Raw genomic sequence first — 24385 nt, 5'->3', positions numbered from 1 at the left:
AAGCCCCGGGCTCGTTCCCGGGGCTTTTCGCGTCAGCCAGAAACCTTCAGAACGATCTTGCCTATATGGCCCGAGCTTTCCATCCGCGCATGGGCCGCCGCCGCATCCGCCAGTTCGAACTCACTGTCCATCACCGGCGCAACCTTGCCCGCCGCGAGCAGCGGCCAGACCGCCTCGCGCAGATCCTGCGCGATCTGCGCCTTGGCCAGATCGCTCTGCGGGCGGAGAGTGCTGCCGGTCAGGGTCAGGCGCTTGACCATCATCAGGGCAAAGTTCAGTTCGACCACCGGACCCTGAAGGAAGGCGATCTGCACCAACCGCCCATCCTCGGCCAGCGCCTTGACGTTGCGCGGGATGTAGTCGCCGCCCACCATGTCGAGGATCAGGTTCGCCCCGCCCTCGGCGCGCATCGCCTTGACGAAATCCTCGTCGCGGTAGTTGATCGCTTTCTCCGCCCCCAGATCGAAGCACGCCTGACATTTCTCATCCGAACCGGCGGTGGCGAAGACGCGAGCGCCAAAGGCATGGGCCAGTTGAATCGCCGTGGTGCCGATCCCGCTGGAGCCGCCATGGACCAGAAACCGCTCCCCCGCCTTCAGCCCGCCACGAGTGAAGACATTCGACCAGACGGTAAAGAAGGTCTCGGGCAGGCAGGCGGCCTGTTTCATCCCCATCCCATCGGGCACCGGCAGGCAATGCGCGGCGGGGGTGGAGACGTATTCGGCATAGCCGCCGCCCGGCAGTAGGGCACAGACCTTGTCGCCCACCGACAGCCCCTCGGCGCCGGCACCGACCGCGACGACCTCGCCCGAGCATTCCAACCCCGGCAAATCGCTGGCGCCGGGCGGCGGATCATAGGCACCTGCGCGCTGCAACGCGTCGGGGCGGTTCACCCCGGCATAGGCCACCTTGAGCACCACCTGGCCGGTGGCTGCCTCGGGCACGGGACGGGCGGTGAGTTGCAGGACTTCAGGTCCGCCGGGCTGGCTGATCTCGACGGCGCGCATTTCCTGGGACATGGGACCTCCTGTTGATGTGCCCCATGCCTAGCAGGTGCATTCCCGGGCGCAAAGCCCGGGCGCGGTCAGCGGCGTGGGGAAAGCGACCCGGGCAGGTCTGGCATGCCGGATGGCGCCTTGATCTGACCGGCCAGCCAGTTCGGTCCGGCAAGGAAGGGTTTCAGCAGCGGGTTCTTCTGCACCGCCGCCTTGAACTTCTCGAACTGCATCACGTTCTCGATCCGGCGGTCGAGGAAGTCCCACGTGGCCTGATGATCGGGCGAATCGTCGCCCAGCCAGAACAGCACGGTCGAGGAATAGACCCCCGACAGCGTCGCCCGCTTGGTGTACCAGTTCACATCGTCCGAGGTGTCGCCCAGCGCGGTCCAGATCGCATCGCAGGTGCCCCAGATCGCCTTGATCCCGTCAGCGGCATAGGCGGGCAGCGAAAACAGCGTGGTGCCGCGCCGAACCGCCTCGCGGTCGCAAGCGGCCTCAAGCCGAAAGCGCACGGCTGTGGCGACCTTTTCGCGGAATTTCAGATGCGACAGGTCCTCGGAGGTCAGACGTTCCAGCATCAGCGCATCGCCGCGCGCGTGATAGGCCAGTGCCAGATCGACTGCACCGCGCGGACAAACGGCGCGGGCCAACCCCTCGTCCAAATCACTGTCGGCGATCGCGGCACGGAACGTTGCCTCGGACCAGCCGTCAAAGGGAACATGGGCAAGGGCGGCGTCCAACAACTGGGCTTTCGCGTCTTCGTATGGCGTGGTCATGGCAAATCTCCCGATCTCGGCCCCAGTACTAGACAACTTACCGGGGCTTTGCTATACGGCCAACTCCTGCAAACTTCCTTGCAACTCGAAACTTAGAAAGGTGGTGACAACCACATGCAGGTTAGTGTTCGCGACAACAATGTCGATCAGGCGCTCCGTGCCCTGAAGAAGAAGCTGCAGCGCGAAGGCGTGTTCCGTGAAATGAAGCTCAAGCAACATTTCGAGAAGCCGTCCGAGAAGAAAGCGCGCGAGAAAGCGGAAGCGATCCGCCGTGCCCGTAAGCTGGCACGCAAGAAAGCCCAGCGCGAAGGTCTGCTCTAAGATCTCGCTCGTCCAGCTTTGGATGACACTATTTGACGACCCCCGAGGCCCCGCCCGGGGGTTTGTCGTTTTGGGCACCGGATTGCTGAGAGCGGTGCCGCGCCTGCCCGAATCTGTCGTTTTGTGGTATAATTTCCTTCTTTAACACGAAGGAATTTTATTATGTGTACCTCTCACAACCCCATCAACTGCATCGTGCCGCCCCACATGCTGCGCGTCATGGCCATGCGTGGCGACGCCTCCGTTCAGAAAATGGCACGCTCGATGCTGAAGCAGAACAAGCAGGTTCGGAAGGACCGTGCCGACCAGAGCACCGGCGTGATGGTGCCGAACGAAGGCCGGGTCGGGGCCTTTGTCACTTCGGCGCTGGCCCAACCCGCAGCAGCCGCGCATGTGTGCGACCGCCGCATCCATGATGGCGGCAACCGGGCCGCGCTGCCCGGCACTCTGGTGAGGGCAGAGGGCGACCCGGCCACCGGCGATTCAGCCGCTGACGAGGCCTATGACGGCGCCGGTGAGGTGTTCGACCTGTTTTCCACCGAATTCAACCGCAACTCGCTGGATGGTCAGGGCCTGCCGCTGATCGCGACCGTTCATCACCGCCGCAATTACAACAACGCCTTCTGGAATGGAAATCAGATGGCCTATGGCGATGGCGACGGGCAGATTTTCCAGACCTTCACCGAACTGTCGGTCATCGGGCATGAGATGGCGCATGGCGTGGTGCAGTTCTCGGGCGGGCTGGTCTATCAGGGGCAATCGGGCGCGCTGAACGAAAGCGTGGCGGATGTCTTTGGCTCGATGACGGTTCAGCGCAAACTGGGGCAGAATGTGTATGAGGCCGACTGGTTGGTGGGCAAGGGCATCCTGGGTTCAGGCGTCAACGGTGTCGCCCTGCGCAGCCTCAAGGCCCCTGGCACCGCCTATTCCGACGGCCTGCTGGGTCAGGACCCGCAGCCCTATCACATGGACCTGTTCGTCAACACCACCGACGACAATGGCGGCGTCCACATCAACTCGGGCATTCCCAATCACGCCTTCTATCTCTACTGCATGTATCTGGGCGGAAATGCCTGGGAGAAGCCGGGCCATATCTGGTACCGGGCCTTGCAGAACCTCAACAACCCCCTGGCCACGTTCGGCGACTGGGCGGCGCAGACCCTGGACGCGGCAATCGATTTGCACGGGGTCGGCAGCTATGAGATGATGATGCTTCGCCGGGCCTGGCGGCTTGTGGGTATCTCGGTCTGAGCACGAGGAGCCGCCGTTGGGAACGCCCGATGCCATAGCAGGATGTCTTGCAATGATTATCGAAATCACCTCAAGTGGCGGCTTTGCCGGACTGGCAGCGGCTGGCATAGACAAGCGGTTCGACCCTTCCAGCCAGCCGCCGGAACTGGCGCAAACCTATTGCACGGCGTTCGATCCCGAACAGCTTGGCAAGATCGCCGCAGAGACCGAAGGTTTCGAGGGCGTCGGGGCGGACATGATCACCTATCGCATCGTGGTGACCGGTGAGGACGGGGAACCTCGGGTATTCGAGCTGCGCGAGGATCAGCTCTCGCCCGAGATGCTGGATCTGATCGACGAAATGTAGCGGCGCTGCGGCTCACCTCTGCCGCAGCACCCCCAGCCCCCGGCGGCGCACCACACTGCGGCCCCGCAAGGTTTCGCGGAACACGATCAGCAGCCCGGCCCCCACGATCAGGGTCAGGCCGATCCATGTGGATACCCCCGGCAACGCGCCGAACATCAGATACCCCCACAGGATCGCCCATGGCAGGTAGGTGTATTCGAACGGGGTGACCACGCTGGCCTCGGCCAGCCGATAGGCCTGGCTCAGCGCAAAGAACCCGACGCCAGAGGTACAGCCCAGCACCATCAGTAGCAGCCAGTCCGTCGCACCCGGCGCCACCCAGTCCCGGTAGAGGAAGGCAAGGCTCGGATGCGGCGACGCGGTTTGTAGGCCCGAGAAGATCAGCCCCAGAACGCCTCCGCCCAGGATGAAGAAAATCACCGAGAACAGCGTCATCGCGCCGCCATTGCTACGGCTGCCCAGACGGCGGGTGCAGATGATCGAGATGGCATAAGCAACTGCCGCCAGCAATGCCAGCACCGCCGCCGGTTCGAACACCGCCGCGCCGGGTTGCACGATCACCACCACTCCGACCAGTCCCATGACAACCGCCAGCCAGCGATACCAGCCGATCCGCTCGCCCAGAAAGATGGTGGCAAGGATGGTGACGAAAATCGGCGTCGAAAAGGTGATTGCCGCAGTTTCAGCCATGCCAATCGCCGCCAGCGCCATGTAATAGACCAGATAAGAGCAAAACGCCGTCCCTGCCCGCAGCCCTTGCAGCGGCACCGAGCCCAGTTTCAGCGGCCAGAGTGACCCTTCGTACCATGCGATGGCGGCCACCAGCGGCAGGGCAAAAATGCCGCGCCAAAAGACGATCTGATGCACCGCAAGATCGCCGCTGAGGCCTTTGATGATGACGTCCTGAACAGGAAACAGGGTGGTGGCCAACAACAGCCACAGAATGCCGAACAAGGGGCGCGACTCGGACGTTCCACCGCCTCGCGCCATTGTGTTGGGGTCGGTTGCAACCATGTCCAACTCCGCGCGTGAGAATTGCTCAAGGCTGCCCGATCGGGTGGAGCGATCTTGCAGATCCGCGACAACCGAGTCGTTTCCGGACCCGGGCAAACCAAAATTCTGCGTGAAGAACCGCCATCCGTGAGGGCAGGCCTGCGCAGCTTTCTGCCGCCTTTCGGAAACGCAGTTTGCCGTGCAGCTTCTCGCACATCTTGCGTTACAAATCCGGCTGCAATCTGCCGCCGACCGGTAACAACCGCGTGGCTCCTTTTCTCTGCCTTAATGCTGCCACTAAAGGGGGGTGGGGATAATAGCACCACTCACAGGAGTCACTCACATGTCCGTAGCCAGCTCACTCGAACGGCAAATGCTGGACTTAATCAACGCCGAGCGCGCATCGCGCGGGCTCAACCCGGTCCAGCTGGAACTCAGGCTGAACGATTCATCCGAAGACCACAGCGACTGGATGCTGCGATCCGGTAATTTCTCGCATACCGGCAGCGGAGGGTCATCCGCCGGCGACCGGATGCGCGACGCGGGATTTGTGTTTTCAGGCAGTTGGACCTGGGCCGAGAACATTGCTTGGCAAAGCTTGAGGGGCGCTCCTGGTCTGAGCGACGATGTGGAGAACCTGCACGACAGCCTGATGAACAGCTCAGGCCACCGGGCGAACATTCTCAATCCTGACGTCACGGTGATCGGCATCGGGATCGAGACCGGAAGGTTCCAGGGTTACGACGCGATCATGGTCACTCAGAACTTTGCGAAAACCTCGGCTGCCGTGCAGTTGGATACCGGCGGTGGCGGCGGGGGCGGAGGCCCGGTCAGAAAAGTCGTTCCTGCCGGCACCGAGGGGACGGACGCGGCGGACTGGCTTGTTCTTGCTGCTGCCACCCCCGGAAAGCTGGTAGGCCGTGAGGGCAACGACATCCTGGAGGGATCCTCAGCAAACAACACTCTTGAGGGCAACGATGGGGCTGACAGAATTCATGGCAATGGCGGACATGACAGGATCTTTGCCGGAGACGGCCATGATCGCGCATGGGGGGGAGACGGAAACGACATAATCTACGCCGGCATCGGAAATGACTTTGTCTATGGCGGCGCCGGACATGACGCCATGCACGGCATGAACGGCGATGACGTTTTGGAAGGCCATGCTGGCGCCGACAGAATTTTCGGCAACAATGGCAACGACAAGATTTTTGCCGGTGATGGCCATGACCGTTCCAGAGGCGGAAACGGAAACGATGTAATCTACTCCGGTATCGGAAATGACTTTGCCTATGGCGGTGCCGGAAACGACACGATGCGCGGAATGAACGGCGATGACGTTCTAGAAGGTCATGGCGGTGCCGACAGGATGTATGGTGACAATGGCTGGGACAAGATCTTTGCCGGAGACGGGGATGATCTTGTTTGGGGAGGCAATGGAAATGATATCATTGCCGGAGGGACTGGCACCAATGTCCTGCACGGCGGCGCCGGCGCCGATACGTTCATCTTTGGCAAGGGAATCGATACGGTCAAGGACTTCGAGGGCATTGATCGTATCGACCTGCGGTCTTCGGCGCAGATCACCAATTTCGCGGATCTGAGCGCCAACCACATGACCCAGTCGGGCGGAAATGTCCTTATTGACGACGGCGCGGGTCACACCATGCTGTTGGAAAACACCCTGCTTTCCGATCTGAACGCTGGCGACTTCCTGTTCTGATCCAGGCAATCAACCCGCTCAAGAAAACGCCCCGTCGAGACGGGGCGTTTTTTCTTAGTAGACCTTGGGAACGTAAAGCTCGTCCGGCAGAACCCGCCGCTCGTAATCCGGGTTGTATTTGCGGTCCGGCAGCGTGACCTTTTCCTGCGGTACGTCGTCATATGGAATTCGCGTCAGTAAGTGCTCGATGCAGTTCAGACGCTCGCGCTTCTTGTCGTTGCCTTCGACGATATACCACGGCGCCTCGGGGATGTTGGTGCGAAAGAACATATCCTCCTTGGCTTTTGTGTAGGATTCCCACCGGATGCGGGACTCCAGGTCCATGGGTGACAGTTTCCATTGCTTCATCGGATCGTGGATGCGCATGAGGAATCGGAGCTGCTGCTCTTCATCCGTGATCGAGAACCAGTATTTCAGCAAAATAATCCCCGAACGGACCAGCATGCGTTCGAATTCCGGAACGTCCTGAAAGAACTGCTCGACCTGATCGTCTGATGCGAACCCCATCACCCGTTCGACGCCTGCGCGGTTGTACCATGAGCGGTCGAACAGCACGATTTCACCCGCTGCCGGCAGATGCGGCACGTAACGCTGGAAATACCACTGGCTCTGCTCGCGGCGGCTGGGGGCCGGCAGGGCCACGACACGGGCCACACGCGGGTTCAGACGCTGGGTGATCCGCTTGATCACACCGCCTTTGCCTGCGCTGTCGCGGCCTTCGAACAGGATGCAGACCTTGGCACCGGTATGCATCACCCAGTCCTGCACCCTGATCAGTTCGGCCTGCAGCCGCAGCAGGTTGCGGAAATAGACCTTGCGGTCCAGCATGTTCGGGTGCTGGTTCCTGTAGATCTTGCGGACTTCCATCGACAGCATCGGCTCGCTGAACTCGATCTCGAAATCCTCGTCCAGCGTGTCCTCCAATTCGGCAGCCAGCCAGTCCTTATTCGGGTCTTCAGCGTCGTAGTTCAAGATCTGCTCCTTCTCGTCCAATGCGTCGCACTCCGTTACCGGAGTATAGTAAATTTCAGGCGTCATCCGCGCGATATCGCCGCCTGCAACAAATCCGGCACCCCCCGTTTGAACGGAGTATTCGGGCGGGATGCCCGATGTGCAGGCAGGAGACGCGGGATCACTCTAAAATCCTATGTATGTCCCGGGTTTACAAGCGACAACTTTGACGCAAGCCCGGTGCGGATTTCCGCCGTTCAGACCGGCAGGGCCGTGGTTTTGAAAACCGTCCGCAACGCAAACGAGCTCTGCATCTGCGCCACCCCCGGCAGCCGCGACAGGTATTGCTTGTGAATGCGGGCGAAATCCTCGGTGTTTTCGGCCACGACCTTGAGGATATAGTCCGCCGTTCCCGCCATCAGATGGCATTCCAGCACATCCGGTATCCGCGCCACTGCCCGCTCGAACGCGTCCAGCACCTCTTCAGCCTGACCCTGCAGTGTGATCTCGACAAAGACCGTGGTGGGCACGCCCATCTTGCGCGCATCCAGCAACGCCACGTAATTGCGAATATAGCCGTCCGCCTCAAGCCGCTGTACGCGTCGGTGGCAGGCTGAGGGAGACAGATTGACCTGCTCTGACAGCTCGGCATTCGACATCCGGCCCTTGTTCTGAAGCGCGGCCAGAATCTTTCGATCCGTTGCATCGAGGCTCATTCACGCACATCCATTGCAGAAAATTAGCATAATATCGAATTCTATCCCGCATTTAGCAACAAAGACGAGTGGAGTTTCACAGAAATTGCGCCCTGTTTTGCACATAATTTAGGCAGTTTATGAATGGAGAGGATGGACAATGAAAATCGGGTGTCCAAAGGAAATCAAACCTCAGGAGTTCCGCGTGGGCATGACCCCCAACGCGGCCCAGGAAGCGGTTGTGCGTGGGCATGAGGTGATCATCGAGACCAAGGCCGGGCTTGGTGCCGGGTTCGACGACGCGGCCTATGTCGAGGCCGGGGCCCGCATCGTCGACACCGCCGAAGAGGTGTTCGCCACCGCCGACATGATCGTCAAGGTGAAGGAGCCGCAGGCGGTCGAGCGCAAGATGCTGCGCGAAGGGCAGTTGCTGTTCACCTACCTGCACCTCGCGCCGGACCCGGATCAGACCCATGACCTGCTGGCCTCGGGCTGCACCGCCATTGCGTATGAGACCGTGACTGACCGGAATGGCGGCCTGCCGCTGCTGGCGCCCATGTCCGAAGTGGCGGGCAAACTGGCACCGCAGGTGGGCGCCTGGACGCTGCAGAAGGCCAATGGCGGCCGCGGCGTGCTGATGGGCGGGGTTCCTGGCGTGGGCCCGGCCAAGGTTGTCGTGATCGGTGGCGGCGTGGTGGGCACGCATGCGGCGCGCGTCGCGGCAGGCATGGGCGCGGAAGTAACCGTGCTGGACATGAGCCTGCCCCGTCTGCGCTATCTCGACGACACCATGCGTAGCGAGTTCAAGACCTCGTATGCCTCCAAGGGCAACACCGCCGAGCTTGTGGCCGAGGCTGACATGGTGATCGGTGCGGTGCTGATCCCGGGTGCCGCCGCCCCCAAACTGATCACCCGCGAACAGCTTTCGACCATGAAGCCCGGCGCGGCGCTCGTGGACGTTGCCATCGACCAGGGCGGCTGTTTCGAAACCTCGCGTGCCACCACCCATGCGGACCCGATCTATAACGTGGACGGCATCATGCACTACTGCGTGGCCAACATGCCGGGCGCGGTGGCGCGTACCTCGACCATCGCACTGGGCAACGCCACCATGCCGTTCATGCTGGCACTGGCCGACAAGGGCTGGAAACAGGCCTGCCAGGACGATCCGCACCTGCTGGCCGGTCTGAATGTGCATGCCGGTCAACTCACCTACTACGCCGTCGGCAAGGCGCTTGGCATCGACGTGGTGTCGCCAGGCGTGGTGGTGAAGGCCTGAGAGACGTGGTGCTCCCGCCCCTGAAAGCGCCCTCTGTCGAGGGCGCTTTACAGCGTTGGGCCAAGCGCCGCGCTGAAGGCGCGGCGCCGGGCCCAACGGGAGGAGGGCATTGCAAAATGCCCGAACGACGGGCGGGAGCGCTTGTCACGCCTCTTTCTTGATCTCCACCGAATGCGGATAGGGGATCGAAATACCCTTGGCGTCAAACGCCTCTTTCACGGCTTTGGTCAGTTCGAACTTCACATCCCAATAGTCGTCCGCCGCGCACCAGACACGAGCCGTCAGATCGACCGAGCTGTCGCCTAGGTTGGTGACCTTCACCCAAGGCTCGGGATCGGTCAACACGCGTTCGTCTGCACCTGTCACACTGTGGATGATCTCCATCGCCTTGTCCGCGCTGTCGCCGTAGTCGATCCCGAACACCAGATCCACACGCCGTGTCTCGTGGGCGGAATAGTTGGTGATGACCGAGCCCCAGGACTGCCCGTTCGGCACGATGATTTGTACGTTGTCTGGGGTCACAAGCTCGGTGGTGAACAGGTTCAGGTCCTTCACCGTTCCCGCAGTCCCGCCGATATCCACATACTGGCCCAGCTTGTAGGGCCTAAACACCACCAGCATCACACCAGCTGCCAGATCACTGAGCGTACCCTGCAGAGCCAAACCGATGGCCAGCGAGGCCGCACCCAGAATGGCGACAATACTTGTGGCTTGGATCCCGAAAATGCCCAGCACGGCCACCAGGACCATGGCCAGGACAACCCATTTCACCAGGCTGGCAACAAAGTTGCCCAGCGTGGGGTCGATCTGAGGCGTCGCGTTTATCCGCCGACGAACCATACCGCTGATTGCACCAGCGGCGATCCACCCCAGCACAAGGACAATGAGCGCCTTGCCCGCATTCAACAACAGCGGCCACGCACCGTTTGTCAGTTCTACAACCTGTTCCATATCAAATCCTGATCATTCGCCACACGAACCTTGGTGCGGCACCCAAGAAAAAGGGACCTGCGAACTGCTGCAGATCCCGCTCATTCTCGACGACTGCGGTTATTTCTTCAACGCGTCGCGAATTTCCATGAGGATGTCCAACTCGCTGGGCCCTGCCGGTGTCTCTTCGGCCTGCTCTTCCTCTTTCTCTGCCGCTTCCTTCACGCGGTTGACCATCTTGACGAGCATAAAGACGACCCATGCGATGATCAGAAAGTTGATGATGGCCATGATGAAGGCACCATAGGCAAAGACCGAAGCCCCGGTCTCGCGCGCGGCCTCAAGGCTCGCACCTGCAGGCACCTCGCCCGCCAGAACGGCATAGTTGTTGGTGAAATCGACACCACCTGTGAACAAACCGATGATCGGATTGATCAGATCCCCAACCAGCGACGTCACGATGGCCGTAAAGGCCGCGCCAATGATGATCCCGACGGCCATATCCATCACATTGCCCTTGGCAATGAAGTCCTTGAACTCGTTTATCATGGCTCTGTTCTCCCTATTTCCAACCGCCATGCGGTGAGTGGTTTCCGCATCAGCGCAGATTCAATGTGCGCAATTCGCATGAACGGGAGAATGGTTTTATGGGAAAGCGTGCTTATTTTTCCCCAACCAGTCGATTTCAGGAGACACCATGCCAGACCTTTCGAGCTTTCCGATCACCAAACGGTGGCCTGCCGCCGATCCGTCCGTCATTCAGCTTTACTCCTTTCCGACGCCCAATGGTGTCAAAGCCTCGATCATGCTCGAGGAAACCGGGCTGCCTTATGAGGCGCACAAGGTCACGCTTGCCGATGCGGATGTCAAAAGCCCCGAGTTCCTGTCGCTGAACCCCAATAAAAAGATCCCCGCGATCATCGACCCGAACGGCCCGGACGGCGCGCCCATCGGCCTGTTCGAAAGCGGCGCGATCCTGCTGTATCTGGGCGAAAAGACCGGCAAGTTCATCGGCCAGACCGCCAGCGACAAGGCGCATATCACGCAATGGCTGATGTTCCAGATGGGCGGCATCGGCCCGATGTTCGGGCAGCTTGGATTCTTCTACAAATTTGCCGGCGCCGAAATCGACGACCCGCGCCCGCGCGAGCGCTACGTCAACGAAGCCAAACGCCTGCTGGCCGTGCTTGAGGGGCAACTGGCCGGACGCGACTGGATCGCTGGGGAGTATTCTATCGCCGACATCGCCATCGCACCCTGGCTGCGCGGGCTGGATTTCTACGAGGCCCGAGAGGTTGTCGGCTGGGACGACAACAAGAACGTGGTCGCGTATCTCGACCGATTTCTCGCCCGCCCGGCAGTGCAGACAGGGCTGGTTACGCCGCCGCGCGACTGATCTCATCGGCGATCTTCTCGGCAATCATGATGGTGGGGGCGTTTGTGTTCCCGCCAACCAGTGTCGGCATAATCGAAGCATCGACCACCCGCAGCCCCTCGACCCCGTACACACGCGCGTGCGGGTCGACCACGGCCATCTCGTCATTCCCCATTTTGCAGGTGCCGACCGGGTGATAGATCGTGTCGGCCCGGGCGCGGATATCAGCCTCGAGCGCCGCATCGCTCCCGTCCAGAGGATAAAGCCGCTTGCCGCGCCACGGCTCCAGCGGGGACGTCTGCAGGATCGCCTCCATCTGCCGCGCGCCGGTCTTCAGCAGATCCAGATCGCGAGCATCGCTCAGGAAGGCCGGATCGATCCGTGGAGCGTCCGAGGCGCGGGCCGAGGCTAGGCCGACATGCCCGCGCGAGAAGGGTCGCAGCACGCAGACATGGCATGAGAACCCGTGCCGAAAGTGGATCTTGCGCATGTGATCGTCGACGATCCCGACAACGAAATGCAATTGCAGATCGGGGCGCGGCTGGGACGGGTCTGATTTAACGAAAGCGCCACCCTCGGCAAAGGGCGTCGCAAATAGCCCGCGCCCGTCCTTACGCCATTTCAGCCCGGCCTTGGTCAGATCCCACAACCCGCCCGGCGTCAGCCCGACCACATCCTTGCGTTTGGAGTGATAGCTGGTCACGTAATCCAGATGATCCTGCAGGTTCTGCCCCACTCCGGGCAGTTCGTGAACCGGCGTAATCCTGAGTTGGGCAAGCTCGTCCACCGGGCCGATCCCCGACAGCATCAGCAATTGCGGAGAGCCAAACGCCCCGCCCGACAGGATCACCTCACGCCGCGCCCGGACCTGCTCGGGCTGACCCTTGCGGCGAAGCTCCACACCAACTGCCCGTTTGCCGTCGAACAGAACGCGCTGAGCAGCGGCGCGGGTCAGGACGGTCAGGTTGGGACGGTTCAGATTGCCGCGCAGATAGGCCGCGGCGGCGGAGCAGCGCTCGCCCCGGGCCTTGCCGGAATGGAACTGCGTGACCTGATAGAGGCCCGCGCCCTCCTGCTCGGCACCGTTGAAATCCGGATTGGCTCGGATCTGCTGCTGGCCACAGGCCTCGACGAACGCATGGGAGATTGCACGCGGTTCGGACTGGTCCGCAACCTGCAGCGGACCGTCGCCGCCATGCAGGTCGTCAGCGCCGCGCATATTGCCCTCGGCCTTGCGGAAATAGGGCAGAACGCTCTGCCAGTCCCAGCCGTCGCAGCCCAGATCGGCCCAGCCGTCATAGTCGGACGGGTGTCCACGCACATAGAGCATGGCGTTGATGGCCGAGGACCCGCCCAGCGCCTTGCCCCTTGGTTGATAACCCTTGCGCCCGTTCAGGCCGGGCTGCGGCACCGTTTGGAACGCCCAGTTGTTGATCTTTGGCCGGCCCGAGATCATCGCCGCCACCATCGCGGGCGCCCGGATCACGAAATCCTCGCCCCTGCCGCCCGCCTCGATCAGGCAGACCGACACATCCGGCGCCTCGCTGAGCCGTGCAGCAAGAACGCATCCGGCGGACCCGCCGCCGACAATCACATAATCGAATTCCGTCACGAGCGTCTCCCCAAGCTCTGCCATGTGACGGTAGGAGGCACCCCGCGAGCAGACAAGAATGACGTGACGGCGCTCAGCCCGGCAAGCTACCGGTCAACACGTAGCGCAAGATTTCCACCACCTGACGCGGCTCTTCGGCGACGGCCAGCGCGGCGGCGTGCACCTCTTTCAGCGCGTGCTGATGCTCGGGCGGGTTCAACACGATGATCGACTTGCCGAGTGCCGCGGCATAGCCCGCATCAAAGGCGGCGTTCCACTGCTTGTACTTATCGCCGAAGCGGACCACGACGACGTCGGCGTCGGCAATCCCCTTGCGGGTCCGGATCGCGTTCACCATCGCGCCCTTGTGGTCATGCCAGTATTTGTTCGGCTCGGCCCCGAGGATCGATACGCCGCAATCGTCCGAGGCACCGTGATCCGTCACCGGGCTGTTGAATGCCACATCCAGCCCGGCAGCCTCTTCGACGATCTGTTCGCGCCAGTCGGTGTGGATCTCGCCGGAGAGGTAAACGGAAAGGGTCATCGTGCGGTCCTGCTGCTGTGATGGGTACTGCCCACAAGGTGAGACAGGATATTCTTGCTCCAATCGGCAATCGGGTGCAATCTCGATCCATGAGGATGCGCCTGCAACAATTCGTGCACCGTTTGACCGGAACCTGGAGTTCCCGGTCCTGCTGGCCGAATTTCATCATCAACAACCGCAGCTCTCCGGCGACCTGACAATTGACAACCGCCCCGCGCATAGCGGGACCGAAGCAATTGTTGGGAGATCAAATCATGACACTTACACCGGAACTGGAAACCGTGCGCGCCAACTACCGCACCGATGGGGTTGTTAATCTGAAGGGCATTCTGACCGATGAATGGCTGGAAACACTGCGCACAGCCATCGACGCCGAGGTGCAGAAAGGCGACCGGTATTTCGCCTACAAGAACATGCGCAAGGAACCGGGCGCCTTCCAGGATTTTTGCCTGACCTCCGACATCGGCCAGCGTGTGGCCGAGGTCGCCGGATCAAGCTGGGCATCGCTGATCTATGACCAGATCTTCGTGAAAGAGCCGGGCACGAAGACGCAGACAGGGTGGCACACCGATCAGCCCTACTGGCCGGTCAAGGGACCGATCATGACAATGTGGATCGCGCTGGACCCGGTTGACGAGGACAACGGCGCATTGGAATTCGTGCGCGGCTCACATGCCTGGGGCGCCAATTATCGGCCCTTCAAGACAGATCAGTTGGGCGGCTTTCTGCATTATCTTGAGGAGGACAATCCGGACTATATCGACATGCCGGATTTCGAGGCGGACCGCGAGAAATATGATATCGCCCACTACAACATGGACCCGGGCGACGCGCTGGCCTTTGACGGGATGATCGTGCACTCGGCAATGGGCAACCGCACCTCCACACGGAGACGGCGGGGATACGCAATCCGTTTCGCCGTGGATGGCGCGACCTATAATCCGCGCGACAGTGTGACCGAGTGGTTGCACGATCCCGGCATGACCGCCGGTCAGGTTTTTGCCAGCGACACGTTCCCGGTCATTTATCGAAACGTCTGAGGAAATGGGCCGGTTGATCCGGCCCATCCATTCGGGAAACCGGGCCTCAGCCGCGCAGAACGCCGCCAGTGGCCTTGGCCACCTTTTCGACGATCCGGGCGCTGACTGCCTCGATATCCTGTTCCTTCAGCGTCTTCTCGGTCGGTTGCAAACGCACGGTGATGGCCAGAGACTTCTTGCCCTCACCCACACTGCCACCGATGAATTCGTCGAAAACGCGCACATCCTCGATCAGCACCTTGTCGGCCCCGGCGGCGGCATTGACCAGCGTCAGCGCCTCGATTTCCGCGTCGACCACAAAGGCAAAGTCACGCTCGACCGCCTGCAAATCACGCAGCTCCAGCGCCTGCCGGGTCGCACCGGATTTGCGCGGCAGCGGCACCTCGTCCGGCCAGATGGTGAACGCCATTGCCGGGCCTTTGATGTCCATGGCCTGCAACACACGCGGGTGTAGTTCGCCGAAAACGCCCAGCACCTTTTTCGGGCCGAGACAGATCTTGCCGTGGCGGCCCGGATGCCACCACTCGCGCGCACCGCGCAGGATCTGCACCTTGGCCGGCGCACTGATGGCGGCCAGTACCGCCTCGGCATCGGCCTTGACGTCATAGACATCCACGGGGCGCGAGGCGCCTTGAACGTCCTTGGGTCCGGTGCGGCCGACCAGCAGGCCCGAGATCAGGCTGTGCTGTTCACCCGGCTCGCCGCCATGGAAGGCAGGCCCGGCCTCGAACAGCGCCAGATCCATGAAGCCGCGCGCCTGGTTGCGGGCGGCGGCCTGCAACAAGCCGGGCAGTAGCGCCGGGCGCATATGGCTCATCTCGGACGAGATCGGGTTCTCCAGCATGGTGGCATCGTCGCCACCGCCAAACAGCGCCGCTGCCGCCTTGTCGATGAAGGTGTAGGTCACGCATTCGTTGTAGCCCAGCGCGGCACAGGTACGGCGTGCCATCGCCTGACGACGTTGCTTGGGGGTCATCACCGGTTTCGGAATACCAGCGGTCAAACGCGACAGCGGTTTGCCTTCGAGCTTGGTGAGCGACGCGACGCGCGCCACCTCTTCCACCAGATCGGCTTCACCCATGACATCCGGGCGCCAGCTCGGCACATGCGCCATGTTGCCCTCAAGCCGGAAGCCCAGCCGGGTCAGGGTCTGGCGCTGATCGCTTTCGGGAATGTCCATGCCCACCAGCGACTGCACCCGTTCGGCATCCAGCTTGTAGGCGCGGGAGTGATCCGGGACCTTGCCCGCAACGACGACTTTGGACGCCTCGCCACCACAGATATCGAGGATCATCTGGGTCGCGTGCTCCAGCCCCTCGAGCGTGTATTCCGGGTCCACCCCGCGCTCGAACCGGTACCGCGCATCCGAATTGATCTTGAGCGCCCGGCCCGCCAGCGCGATCTGCACATGGTTCCAATAGGCGCTTTCGAGGAATACATTCACGGTTTCCCCGGTGCAGCCCGTTTCCTCACCGCCCATGATCCCGGCGATGGACTCCGGCCCATTGTCGTCCGAAATCGCCATCATGCCGGGCTGCAGGGTGTATTCCTTCTCATCCAGCGCGGTCAGCGTCTCGCCACCCGCCGCGCGATGCACCCGCAGATGGCCCGCCACCTTGTCCACGTCGAAGACGTGCAGCGGGCGGTTGTGGTCGTAGGTCATGTAGTTGGTGATATCGACCAGCGCCGAGATCGGACGCAGGCCGATGGCCTTGAGCTGATCCTGCAGCCATTGCGGGCTGGGGCCGTTTTTCACCCCCCGGATCACCCGACCGGTGAACAGAGGGCAGCCGTCCAGCGTATCCTCGTCGATGGTCACCTTGATCGGGCTTTCGTACTCACCCGGAACCGGTGTGTAATCGCGGATCTTGAGCGCCCCCAGACCGCGCGCCGCCAGATCGCGGGCGATGCCCGCCACGCCCAGCGCATCAGGGCGGTTCGGCGTGATCGCGATATCGATCACCGGATCGACCTTGGCCGGGTCATTCTCGGCCAGCCAGTCCACGAACCGGTCGCCCACCTCGCCCGACGGCAGCTCGATGATGCCGTCATGCTCGTCACTCAGCTCCAGTTCGCGTTCGGAGGCCATCATACCATAGCTGTCCACGCCCCGGATCTTGCCCACACCGATGGTGATATCGAGGCCGGGAATATACATGCCCGGCTTGCAGACCACGACAGTGATCCCCTCGCGCGCGTTGGGAGCGCCGCAGATGATCTGCATCTCACCCTCATCGGTGTCCACCTTGCAGACGCGCAGCTTGTCGGCATCGGGATGCTTCTCGGCATGTATGACCTTGCCGAGGGTGAAATCCTTCAACCGGTCGGCGGGGTTCACCACCTCTTCGACCTCAAGGCCAAGATCGGTGAGCGCCTCGACGATTTCCTCGACCGACGCATCGGTTTCAAGGTGATCTTTCAACCAGGACAGAGTGAATTTCATTGCGCGGGGCCTTTTGGCAAAAACATGCGGTTGCCAGAGGCAATGACAAAGAATGGACCAAGGTGCAAGTCTTGGGCCAGAGCGGCGTCACGGATAGCTGGGGGTGAGGCCCAAAAGCTCATCCAACTGCCGCGCGATCCAGCCATGCGGGATGAAATGCCCGCCCGGATGGACGTCCAGAGTGACCTTGCCTGCGGCGCAATCGGTCCATTCGGTGCGGGTGAGGGTAAGGAACGGTTTTGCCTGCCAGTCACCGCCGGGCGTGGGGTCGGCGCAGCCGTATTTCTCCCGCCAGAGGGCCACCGGATAGGTGGTGTCAGCACCGGGGCCGAAAGGGAAATCCATCACCGTGTCATCCAGCCCGTGCACATGGCGAACCTCGGCGGGGCCTTGGGGACAGGCCTCGGTCTGGCTGAGGGTGCCTGCGATGGCGAGCAAGGCCGCGGCGCTGTTGCCGGACTGGCACGCGTAGCGCCAGGCCATGGCCGAGCCGTAGGAATAGCCCGAGACATAAGTGCGCTGCGGGTCCACGGGATAGCGTTTCGCGACATCCGTCAGCACCCGGTTGGCGAACTCCACATCATCGGTCTCGGACGTCCAGAAATCCCAGCTTCGATGCCGCCCATTCGGGGCCACCAGCAGTACGCCCCGCCGTCTGGTCGCACCCGCGATGCGCGTGTGGTTCACCACGACGTTCCCCTGCCGCGCCCAGCCGTGGAAATGCAGCAACACCGGCAGCGGGGTTTCTCCGTCCCAACCGTCGGGTTCGAGGATGTGATACGAGCGGTCGCCGAGCTGGCACGCGGTATCGCCGTGGCAGGTATCAACCGCGAGGGCTGGGGAGGCGGTGAGCAGAAAGATGCAAATCAATCGGTAGATCATAAGCCGGAGCCTAAAGGCTTGGGGGCAAGTGTCACGTCACATATCTGTGGGTGACCAAGAGGAGACAAGCCGCGCAATCGCCAGACCGCGGGATGGCGATCCGAACTCGGAGCAGATCACTTTATGGCAGCCAAATCCGTGTGAAGGTCGAGCGTGGGGCTGCTGGAGCCATATCGCCAGCCCGTGCGGGCGGTCTGGCGATTGCGCGGCGGCCTATCGGCCTTGATTCCGCGCTTGGGCACTGCTCGCGGCAATCGCGGAACCTTCAACAGTGCAAATCACCACCATCTGCGGCGTGATGTTCTCCCATTGTCAATCAGCTTTCGTGTTTTGATCGCGCCCTCCATTTGCTCCAGTTCCCTTCGTCTTTGCTCCTCTCGCCGTTGCGAAACCTGCTGTGCAGCAAAGACAAACGGCACAGCGAAGACGACTGAAAGAAACAGACATAGAAGAACAAACCAGTTGGGCGTGAAGTAGATTGCCAGCACCAATCCGAGCGTCACGAGTGCATTGACTGCGTGACCCACCCAACGCGGCAGTTTTTCCGCACGGGCAAGATGCCATTCAAGATACCTGGTTAAATAGAAGGTAACGGACCACATCTCACCGCGATAAGCCACCGTGCAGGTTCGGCATATCCAGCGCCGCGAACCCGTAGTGCCTCAACCAGCGCAGGTCTGAATCAAAGAACGCCCGCAGATCCGGAATGCCGTACTTCAGCATCGCCAGACGGTCGATGCCGATGCCAAAGGCAAAGCCCTGATAGACCTCGGGGTCGATGCCACCGGCCTCGATCACTTTGGGATGCACCATTCCGCTCCCGAGGATCTCCATCCAGTCGTCGCCCTCGCCGATCTTGAGCTGACCGCCCTCCCACGAGCAGCGGATATCGACCTCGGCCGACGGCTCGGTGAACGGGAAATGCGAGGCGCGGAAGCGCAGTTCGACGTCATCGACCTCAAAGAACGCCTTCACGAACTCTTCCAGAACCCATTTCAGGTTCGCCATCGAGATGTCCTTGTCGATGGCCAGCCCCTCGACCTGATGGAACATCGGCGTGTGGGTCTGGTCATAGTCGGCGCGGTACACCCCGCCCGGGCAGATCACCCGGATCGGCGCGCCCTGCTTTTCCATCGACCGGATCTGCACCGGCGAGGTATGGGTGCGCAGCACATGCGGCGGACGATTGTCGCCCGGTGCGCGGTGCATGTAGAACGTGTCCATCTCGGCCCGTGCGGGATGGTGGCCGGGGATGTTGAGCGCGTCGAAATTGTACCAGTCGGTCTCGATCCGCGGGCCTTCGGCGACCGAAAAACCCAGTTCGGCAAAGATCGCCGTCAGCTCTTCGCTGGCCTGGCTGATCGGGTGCAGCGTGCCCTGACGGCGCGGGCGCGAGGGCAGTGTCACGTCCAGCCATTCAGTGCGCAGCCGCTCATCCAGCGCGGCGTCGGCCAGAGCGGCCTTCTTGGCGGACAGCGCCGAGTTGATCTCATCCTTCAGCGCGTTCAGCGCGGGGCCTGCGACCTGCCGTTCCTCGGGCGTCATCTTGCCCAGCTCACGCATTTTCAGCGCGACCTCACCCTTTTTGCCCACAGCGGCCACGCGGATCGCCTCGAGCGCGGACTCGTCGCCCGCATCCGCAATCTGCCCCAGATATTTCGCCTTAAGATCGTCCATCGGCCGTGCCCTGAATTCTGCTTGGGCTCTGCTATCACAGCGACGGCTGAAAGCAAGGCGTAACGAGCTCCAGCCGCATTGAGCTGCGCGCTCGTTCCTCAATCAATGTCGGGTTCAGTGCGCCAAGATCATGGGACCGCGGGATTGGGCTGACACTTGCCTGCGGCAGCATCCATATCCTCTGCTTCGGCAAACATCATCAACTCCACGCGCCGGTTGTTCTGCTGAGCCAGTGCCAACGCGTCCCCATGCCGGCTGCCTTCATCAAATCGCGGGCACATGCTCCCCAACCCTTCCGAGCGAATTACCACACCGGTAAGTTGCGGTTGTCTGGATAGCCAATCGGCCACGGCCGAGGCGCGGTCCTGTGACAGTTTCATATTGTATGCGTCATCGCCTACAGAATCAGTGTGTCCTCTGACCAGAACCAATACCGGATCGAATGCAACGATCTCAGCCAATTCCGCTGTCATTTGATCGCCTGCCGGATCGGAAATCGTTCTTTTGTCAGTCTCAAAGACGAACTGAGCCGGAATGGTCCGGATTCTTTGGTCACCCTGATCCAGAGTCACATCCGTGATCGGCGGGTCGGCAAGGTCCATCGACATCAACAACAGGCTTGAAACGATTCCGGTCTGAGCCACCGCGAAAAAAACAAATAGCAAGACATATCCGACAGCCTGCGACCATTTCGGCCAGGCTGCATTAACATTGTATCCAACCCCACTCAGAATATTCTCAATTGGTTGACCTGATGCCTTGAACCGTCGTTTCACATCCCGGTACATCCAGGGTCCAACGATGGCAACGATCTTGGTTCTGGCGACCCCATTCAGAGTTTTAACCATCAGCCCATCGCAGGCCAGATAAAGCAAGATGGCCGCAATAGCAGCCAACAGTATCCAAAGCCAAAGTGAGGGTAGTGCAAGCATGACTTCCGGGTTGTTCTTGGTCATCCAGACAAGAGCTCCAACCGCAGCGATATTCAGCACACTGATCACTCGCAGGATCAGAGGCCGACGCGGCACATCGGGAAAAAGCGGTTGTGTCTTCGGAAATATGAGCTGCGTGGCCGAGATCACGGTCAGCACCAAAGCTGATAAATAGAAATACCCGGTTTCGAACGCACCGTATTCAGAAGCGCCAGCGGCTTGTTCCAGCATTCGAACGCCCTCAAAAATCTATCAGTTGCGCATAGGGATTGATTAGGTAGCAGGAGTGTGAACGGGTTTCTTCCTGCCCGCTCGGAGGATTGATATCCATGGTTGCAAAGCGGTAAACCCCTTCGACGATAACGCGCGACACTCTGTTATTCGCCCCGGTTTTGCCAAATGGATCATTACGACGCGTTACCCAGGCAGGCCAATAGTCGACATGGATATTCGGATTGTTTGTAATCAACGTGAAATCCACATGACCGGGCGGCACGTGGGCTCCACCCGCGGGTCTGCGTGGTGCAGCGGCCGCCAGTACGGCTTCTTCGATATCTCTTCCAAACAAGCTGAGAACCGATCGTCTTACCTCTGCCGCATCAGACCAGATTTCGATCTCGGGCACACCTTCAATCGCCTGCAGTACAGCCCTGGCCTGACCGCCGGTTAGCGGTCCATCAACCCGGAGTGGCAGGGGAACGCCCGTCTTGCGACCCAGATAAACCAGATTCCCAGGGTGCGTCGCATCAAATATCGGAAGAGCCCAATCCGGGGCATCTTTCGGACGATAGACCGGATATCCGCCCAATTCGCTCAACTCTAGTCGTTTCAGGGTCATCCGGACATCATCGAACTTGATTGGCAGGGCAGAATGTTCAACGGCATTCTCCACCTGTTCGTCGGCTAGCCTTGTCGGGGTTTCCAAGCCTGCGGTCGCCGTTTTTGCCGCCGCACGCATCGCGGTAAAACTGTCGATACGTTCGGCAACAACCTCTTCCATCGGTAGTGGCATTCGATCGGATGGGCCCTGTTGTTTGAAACCACCCGGTTGAAAGGGAGCATGCCAATGGGGCGCTGTCTGGTCGTCAACGTCCAAGACTGAAACCAGAAGGTCGACCATTTCCCCGGATCGGGCCAATTCAAAATACGAATGTGTCAATGTAACGCCTCACACGAAAATGTCCTCTGAGACTACAGAATCCTCAGCACTTTGAAAGAGCATGATACCGTTGCCGAGGTGCAGATGTGCAGGGCATAAACGAAAAAGGCCGCTCCCTTCGGAACGGCCCTTGATTCACTGTCTCTCGAATGAGTGTCAGGCGCTCAGAGCGGCCTGTGCCTTGGCAACGATTGCGCCGAACGCTTCGGGCTCGTGCACGGCCAGATCAGCCAGAACCTTACGGTCCACTTCGATGCCGGCCAGGTTCAGGCCGTTGATGAAGCGGGAATAGGTCAGAGCCTCGTCGTGCGAACGGACGGCAGCGTTGATACGCTGGATCCACAGCGCGCGGAAGTTGCGCTTGCGGTTCTTGCGGTCGCGGGTTGCATACTGGTTGGCCTTGTCGACGGCCTGACGGGCAACCTTGAAGGTGCTCTTGCGGCGGCCATAGTAACCTTTGGCGGCCTTGATGACCTTCTTGTGACGGGCGTGAGTTACGGTTCCACCTTTAACGCGGGACATCTCTCAAATCTCCTCTTAGCGGTCGTAGGGCATGTAGCCCTTGACGATCTTGGCGTCGGGGGCGGACAGGGTGGTGGTGCCACGGGCGTCGCGGATGAATTTTTTGGTCCGCTTGATCATGCCGTGACGCTTGCCGGCCTGAGCCGACATGACCTTACCGGTCGCGGTCACCTTAAAGCGCTTCTTGGCGCTCGACTTTGTCTTCATCTTGGGCATTTCCGGCTCCTTTCAAAGGTTCGGTACGAAACGCGACTCGGCATGCCACACTGGCCGGTCACGCGATCAGAAGCGCCGTTTACGCAAGTTCGGTCATACTGGCAAGGGGGTTTTGGCCGGAATCTGCGCTTTTCAAGCGCCGGTCGGTCACCGGGGCGATCTGGCCGCCCCGGCGAGTTGTCACTTAGCCCGCAAACTTGCGGATTTCACCGCTTTTCAGCCGCGAGGCGTAGGATGCAAGCTCCTCACGCACCACTTTCATCAGGAAGTAGAGCGCGAAGACGTTCACAACCGCCATTGCAAAGATCGCAGCATCCGAGAAGTCGATGACCGGGCCAAGGTTGGCCGCCGCACCGATGACCACGAAGATGCAGAAGATGATCTTGAACACCAGTTCCTTGGTGTGACCTTCGCCGAACAGATAGGTCCAGGCCTTGAGGCCATAATAGGACCAGCTGATCATGGTCGAGAAGGCAAACAGGATCACCGCGATCGCAAGGATATACGGGAACCAGCTGAAGGCACTGCCGAAGGCGGCCGAGGTCAGGCTGACGCCGGAGTTGCCGTCAACTGTGGCAATCGCCGTGCCGGCTTCGTTCAGCATATAGTTGCCGGTTTCCGGGTCGATGATCATCTGCTGGGTGATGATGATGACCAAGGCGGTCATGGTGCAGATCACGACCGTGTCGATGAACGGCTCAAGCAGCGACACAAACCCTTCGGTGATCGGCTCCTTGGTCCGCACGGCCGAGTGTGCGATGGCCGCCGAGCCAACACCCGCCTCGTTCGAGAATGCGGCGCGCTTGAAGCCCTGGATCAGCGCACCGACCATGCCGCCCGCGACACCCAGACCGGTAAAGGCACCGGCAAAGATCTGACCGAAGGCCCAGCCGATCTTGTCGGCGTTCATGCCGATGATGACCAAGGCCGTTACCACGTACATCACGCCCATGAACGGCACGACTTTTTCCGTCACACGGGCGATGGATTTGAGGCCGCCAACAATCACCAGGAACACGACCGCGGCAAAGACCAGCCCGGTGATCCAGCCCGGATAGTCACCGACAATGCCGGCGATCTGCTGATGGGCCTGGTTGGCCTGGAACATGTTGCCGCCACCAAGGGCACCCAGGATACAGAAGATCGAGAACAGAACCGCGAGGATTTTACCGCCCGGCAGGCCCAGCTCGTTAAAGCCCTTGGACATGTAATACATCGGACCACCGGACACGGTGCCGTCGTCATATTCGTTGCGGTATTTCACACCCAGCGTACATTCGGTGAACTTCGACGCCATACCCAAAAGACCGGCAAGGATCATCCAGAACGTCGCCCCTGGTCCACCGATACCGACAGCGACGGCCACACCGGCGATGTTACCAAGGCCGACCGTCCCCGAAAGCGCGGTCGCCAGCGCCTGAAAGTGGCTGACTTCGCCCGCGTCATTGGGATCGGAGTAGTCCCCTTTGACCAGGCTGATAGCGTGGCTGAAAAAGCGCATCTGCACGAAGGCAAAGTAGAGCGTGAATACCGACGCGGCGATCACCAGCCACATCACGATCCACGGGAAGCCGGTGCCTGGGAACGGTGCAAAGATGAAGCTTACGAAAGGCCCGGTCAGATCGGCAAAGGCCTGATTGATTTTCTCGTCGAGGCCCGGCGCCTCCTGCGCGGCGGCGGAGCTGGCCAGCAGCGCGGCTGCCGCACCCGCCAGTCCGAATTTGCATGTCTGTTTCATCGT

At 60.9% G+C, this 24385-nt stretch carries 25 protein-coding genes; 7 read left to right on the top strand and 18 right to left on the bottom strand.

Annotation, left to right across the window (positions count from 1 at the left end):
• Window positions 1-32: 32 nt before the first annotated feature.
• Window positions 33-1019: an NAD(P)H-quinone oxidoreductase gene (locus tag AB3N21_RS18595; RefSeq protein ID WP_367936614.1), complete on the bottom strand. Its 987-nt coding sequence runs from the start codon at window positions 1017-1019 to the stop codon at window positions 33-35.
• Window positions 1020-1084: 65 nt separating this feature from the next.
• Entirely contained in the window at window positions 1085-1774 is a 690-nt protein-coding gene (locus AB3N21_RS18590; protein WP_367936613.1) for a COQ9 family protein, read from the bottom strand.
• Between the two features lie 114 nt (window positions 1775-1888).
• On the opposite strand from AB3N21_RS18590, the gene rpsU reads away from it, so the two are divergent.
• The 3 genes from rpsU to AB3N21_RS18575 all read left to right on the top strand — a co-directional run bounded on the left by rpsU (window position 1889) and on the right by AB3N21_RS18575 (window position 3692).
• On the top strand, window positions 1889-2095 hold the full coding sequence (gene rpsU / locus AB3N21_RS18585) for a 30S ribosomal protein S21 (protein ID WP_005614280.1): 207 nt from the start codon (window positions 1889-1891) through the stop codon (window positions 2093-2095).
• Between the two features lie 162 nt (window positions 2096-2257).
• Window positions 2258-3346, top strand: coding sequence for a M4 family metallopeptidase (locus AB3N21_RS18580; protein WP_171178108.1), 1089 nt, complete (start codon window positions 2258-2260; stop codon window positions 3344-3346).
• Window positions 3347-3398: 52 nt separating this feature from the next.
• Entirely contained in the window at window positions 3399-3692 is a 294-nt protein-coding gene (locus tag AB3N21_RS18575; protein ID WP_171178110.1) for a protealysin inhibitor emfourin, read from the top strand.
• A 12-nt stretch (window positions 3693-3704) separates the two neighbouring features.
• Here AB3N21_RS18575 and AB3N21_RS18570 read toward each other — a convergent pair whose 3' ends face one another.
• The gene (locus AB3N21_RS18570) at window positions 3705-4706 is read right to left on the bottom strand and encodes a DMT family transporter (protein ID WP_367936612.1); all 1002 of its coding nucleotides are present in this window, start codon (window positions 4704-4706) and stop codon (window positions 3705-3707) included.
• A 322-nt stretch (window positions 4707-5028) separates the two neighbouring features.
• Here AB3N21_RS18570 and AB3N21_RS18565 point away from each other — a divergent pair, with 322 nt between their 5' ends.
• Entirely contained in the window at window positions 5029-6408 is a 1380-nt protein-coding gene (locus AB3N21_RS18565; protein WP_367936611.1) for a CAP domain-containing protein, read from the top strand.
• A 54-nt stretch (window positions 6409-6462) separates the two neighbouring features.
• Here AB3N21_RS18565 and ppk2 read toward each other — a convergent pair whose 3' ends face one another.
• Window positions 6463-7380, bottom strand: coding sequence for a polyphosphate kinase 2 (gene ppk2 / locus AB3N21_RS18560; RefSeq protein ID WP_171178113.1), 918 nt, complete (start codon window positions 7378-7380; stop codon window positions 6463-6465).
• Between the two features lie 236 nt (window positions 7381-7616).
• Entirely contained in the window at window positions 7617-8075 is a 459-nt protein-coding gene (locus AB3N21_RS18555) for an Lrp/AsnC family transcriptional regulator (RefSeq protein WP_171178114.1), read from the bottom strand.
• A gap of 139 nt (window positions 8076-8214) precedes the next feature.
• On the opposite strand from AB3N21_RS18555, the gene ald reads away from it, so the two are divergent.
• Window positions 8215-9333, top strand: a complete 1119-nt coding sequence (ald, locus tag AB3N21_RS18550; protein WP_367936610.1) for an alanine dehydrogenase — start codon at window positions 8215-8217, stop codon at window positions 9331-9333.
• Window positions 9334-9477: 144 nt separating this feature from the next.
• Here ald and AB3N21_RS18545 read toward each other — a convergent pair whose 3' ends face one another.
• Together AB3N21_RS18545 and mscL are read right to left on the bottom strand one after the other, a co-directional pair.
• Entirely contained in the window at window positions 9478-10284 is an 807-nt protein-coding gene (locus tag AB3N21_RS18545; protein WP_367936609.1) for a mechanosensitive ion channel family protein, read from the bottom strand.
• A gap of 99 nt (window positions 10285-10383) precedes the next feature.
• Window positions 10384-10812, bottom strand: a complete 429-nt coding sequence (gene mscL, locus AB3N21_RS18540) for a large conductance mechanosensitive channel protein MscL (RefSeq protein ID WP_367936608.1) — start codon at window positions 10810-10812, stop codon at window positions 10384-10386.
• Window positions 10813-10960: 148 nt separating this feature from the next.
• Here mscL and AB3N21_RS18535 point away from each other — a divergent pair, with 148 nt between their 5' ends.
• Window positions 10961-11659 (top strand): glutathione S-transferase family protein, encoded by a 699-nt coding sequence (locus tag AB3N21_RS18535; protein WP_367936607.1) that lies wholly within the window; start codon window positions 10961-10963, stop codon window positions 11657-11659.
• On the opposite strand, the gene AB3N21_RS18530 is transcribed toward AB3N21_RS18535, so the two are convergent.
• A complete protein-coding gene (locus tag AB3N21_RS18530) occupies window positions 11640-13250 on the bottom strand; it encodes a GMC family oxidoreductase (RefSeq protein WP_367936606.1) in 1611 nt (536 codons plus the stop codon). The genes AB3N21_RS18535 and AB3N21_RS18530 overlap by 20 nt on opposite strands.
• 73 nt (window positions 13251-13323) lie before the next feature.
• Entirely contained in the window at window positions 13324-13773 is a 450-nt protein-coding gene (locus AB3N21_RS18525; RefSeq protein ID WP_367936605.1) for a YtoQ family protein, read from the bottom strand.
• Between the two features lie 254 nt (window positions 13774-14027).
• Here AB3N21_RS18525 and AB3N21_RS18520 point away from each other — a divergent pair, with 254 nt between their 5' ends.
• Window positions 14028-14813: a phytanoyl-CoA dioxygenase family protein gene (locus tag AB3N21_RS18520; RefSeq protein ID WP_367936604.1), complete on the top strand. Its 786-nt coding sequence runs from the start codon at window positions 14028-14030 to the stop codon at window positions 14811-14813.
• A gap of 46 nt (window positions 14814-14859) precedes the next feature.
• Here AB3N21_RS18520 and pheT read toward each other — a convergent pair whose 3' ends face one another.
• The 9 genes from pheT to AB3N21_RS18475 form a co-directional block, all read right to left on the bottom strand.
• On the bottom strand, window positions 14860-17256 hold the full coding sequence (gene pheT / locus AB3N21_RS18515) for a phenylalanine--tRNA ligase subunit beta (protein ID WP_171178124.1): 2397 nt from the start codon (window positions 17254-17256) through the stop codon (window positions 14860-14862).
• Between the two features lie 87 nt (window positions 17257-17343).
• On the bottom strand, window positions 17344-18138 hold the full coding sequence (locus AB3N21_RS18510) for a PHB depolymerase family esterase (RefSeq protein ID WP_171178126.1): 795 nt from the start codon (window positions 18136-18138) through the stop codon (window positions 17344-17346).
• A 278-nt stretch (window positions 18139-18416) separates the two neighbouring features.
• A complete protein-coding gene (locus AB3N21_RS18505) occupies window positions 18417-18740 on the bottom strand; it encodes a hypothetical protein (protein ID WP_367936603.1) in 324 nt (107 codons plus the stop codon).
• A gap of 1 nt (window position 18741) precedes the next feature.
• Window positions 18742-19815 carry a phenylalanine--tRNA ligase subunit alpha gene (pheS, locus tag AB3N21_RS18500; protein ID WP_367936602.1) on the bottom strand — a complete coding sequence of 358 codons (1074 nt, stop codon included), beginning with the start codon at window positions 19813-19815 and terminating at the stop codon, window positions 18742-18744.
• A 128-nt stretch (window positions 19816-19943) separates the two neighbouring features.
• Complete coding sequence (locus AB3N21_RS18495) at window positions 19944-20978, bottom strand: OmpA family protein (protein ID WP_367936601.1); 1035 nt, start codon at window positions 20976-20978, stop codon at window positions 19944-19946.
• 10 nt (window positions 20979-20988) lie between these two features.
• Window positions 20989-21867 carry a hypothetical protein gene (locus AB3N21_RS18490; protein ID WP_367936600.1) on the bottom strand — a complete coding sequence of 293 codons (879 nt, stop codon included), beginning with the start codon at window positions 21865-21867 and terminating at the stop codon, window positions 20989-20991.
• Between the two features lie 195 nt (window positions 21868-22062).
• Window positions 22063-22428 carry a 50S ribosomal protein L20 gene (gene rplT / locus AB3N21_RS18485; RefSeq protein WP_170497924.1) on the bottom strand — a complete coding sequence of 122 codons (366 nt, stop codon included), beginning with the start codon at window positions 22426-22428 and terminating at the stop codon, window positions 22063-22065.
• A gap of 15 nt (window positions 22429-22443) precedes the next feature.
• Window positions 22444-22644 carry a 50S ribosomal protein L35 gene (gene rpmI / locus AB3N21_RS18480; protein ID WP_039523697.1) on the bottom strand — a complete coding sequence of 67 codons (201 nt, stop codon included), beginning with the start codon at window positions 22642-22644 and terminating at the stop codon, window positions 22444-22446.
• 184 nt (window positions 22645-22828) lie between these two features.
• The gene (locus AB3N21_RS18475) at window positions 22829-24382 is read right to left on the bottom strand and encodes an alanine/glycine:cation symporter family protein (protein WP_367936599.1); all 1554 of its coding nucleotides are present in this window, start codon (window positions 24380-24382) and stop codon (window positions 22829-22831) included.
• Window positions 24383-24385 lie beyond the last annotated feature (3 nt).

Origin of the sequence: Ruegeria sp. (assembly GCF_040830605.1) — a bacterium.
In the GTDB taxonomy this organism is placed as follows: domain Bacteria; phylum Pseudomonadota; class Alphaproteobacteria; order Rhodobacterales; family Rhodobacteraceae; genus Ruegeria.
The sequence above is the reverse complement of the archived record's forward strand: the minus strand, read 5'-3'. Positions and strand labels throughout refer to the sequence as shown.

Coding starts and splice junctions, on each gene's coding strand:
- ald (WP_367936610.1), top strand. CDS start 8,215: ATGAAAATCGGGTGTCCAAAGGAAATCAAACCTCAGGAGTTCCGCGTG.
- rplT (WP_170497924.1), bottom strand. CDS start 22,428: ATGTCCCGCGTTAAAGGTGGAACCGTAACTCACGCCCGTCACAAGAAG.
- AB3N21_RS18525 (WP_367936605.1), bottom strand. CDS start 13,773: ATGACCCTTTCCGTTTACCTCTCCGGCGAGATCCACACCGACTGGCGC.
- AB3N21_RS18565 (WP_367936611.1), top strand. CDS start 5,029: ATGTCCGTAGCCAGCTCACTCGAACGGCAAATGCTGGACTTAATCAAC.
- AB3N21_RS18545 (WP_367936609.1), bottom strand. CDS start 10,284: ATGGAACAGGTTGTAGAACTGACAAACGGTGCGTGGCCGCTGTTGTTG.
- AB3N21_RS18495 (WP_367936601.1), bottom strand. CDS start 20,978: ATGCTGGAACAAGCCGCTGGCGCTTCTGAATACGGTGCGTTCGAAACC.
- pheT (WP_171178124.1), bottom strand. CDS start 17,256: ATGAAATTCACTCTGTCCTGGTTGAAAGATCACCTTGAAACCGATGCG.
- AB3N21_RS18590 (WP_367936613.1), bottom strand. CDS start 1,774: ATGACCACGCCATACGAAGACGCGAAAGCCCAGTTGTTGGACGCCGCC.
- AB3N21_RS18490 (WP_367936600.1), bottom strand. CDS start 21,867: ATGGTCGACCTTCTGGTTTCAGTCTTGGACGTTGACGACCAGACAGCG.
- AB3N21_RS18510 (WP_171178126.1), bottom strand. CDS start 18,138: ATGATCTACCGATTGATTTGCATCTTTCTGCTCACCGCCTCCCCAGCC.
- AB3N21_RS18505 (WP_367936603.1), bottom strand. CDS start 18,740: ATGTGGTCCGTTACCTTCTATTTAACCAGGTATCTTGAATGGCATCTT.
- AB3N21_RS18475 (WP_367936599.1), bottom strand. CDS start 24,382: ATGAAACAGACATGCAAATTCGGACTGGCGGGTGCGGCAGCCGCGCTG.
- AB3N21_RS18580 (WP_171178108.1), top strand. CDS start 2,258: ATGTGTACCTCTCACAACCCCATCAACTGCATCGTGCCGCCCCACATG.
- pheS (WP_367936602.1), bottom strand. CDS start 19,815: ATGGACGATCTTAAGGCGAAATATCTGGGGCAGATTGCGGATGCGGGC.
- AB3N21_RS18575 (WP_171178110.1), top strand. CDS start 3,399: ATGATTATCGAAATCACCTCAAGTGGCGGCTTTGCCGGACTGGCAGCG.
- AB3N21_RS18595 (WP_367936614.1), bottom strand. CDS start 1,019: ATGTCCCAGGAAATGCGCGCCGTCGAGATCAGCCAGCCCGGCGGACCT.
- AB3N21_RS18555 (WP_171178114.1), bottom strand. CDS start 8,075: ATGAGCCTCGATGCAACGGATCGAAAGATTCTGGCCGCGCTTCAGAAC.
- AB3N21_RS18535 (WP_367936607.1), top strand. CDS start 10,961: ATGCCAGACCTTTCGAGCTTTCCGATCACCAAACGGTGGCCTGCCGCC.
- AB3N21_RS18520 (WP_367936604.1), top strand. CDS start 14,028: ATGACACTTACACCGGAACTGGAAACCGTGCGCGCCAACTACCGCACC.
- mscL (WP_367936608.1), bottom strand. CDS start 10,812: ATGATAAACGAGTTCAAGGACTTCATTGCCAAGGGCAATGTGATGGAT.
- rpmI (WP_039523697.1), bottom strand. CDS start 22,644: ATGCCCAAGATGAAGACAAAGTCGAGCGCCAAGAAGCGCTTTAAGGTG.
- AB3N21_RS18570 (WP_367936612.1), bottom strand. CDS start 4,706: ATGGTTGCAACCGACCCCAACACAATGGCGCGAGGCGGTGGAACGTCC.
- rpsU (WP_005614280.1), top strand. CDS start 1,889: ATGCAGGTTAGTGTTCGCGACAACAATGTCGATCAGGCGCTCCGTGCC.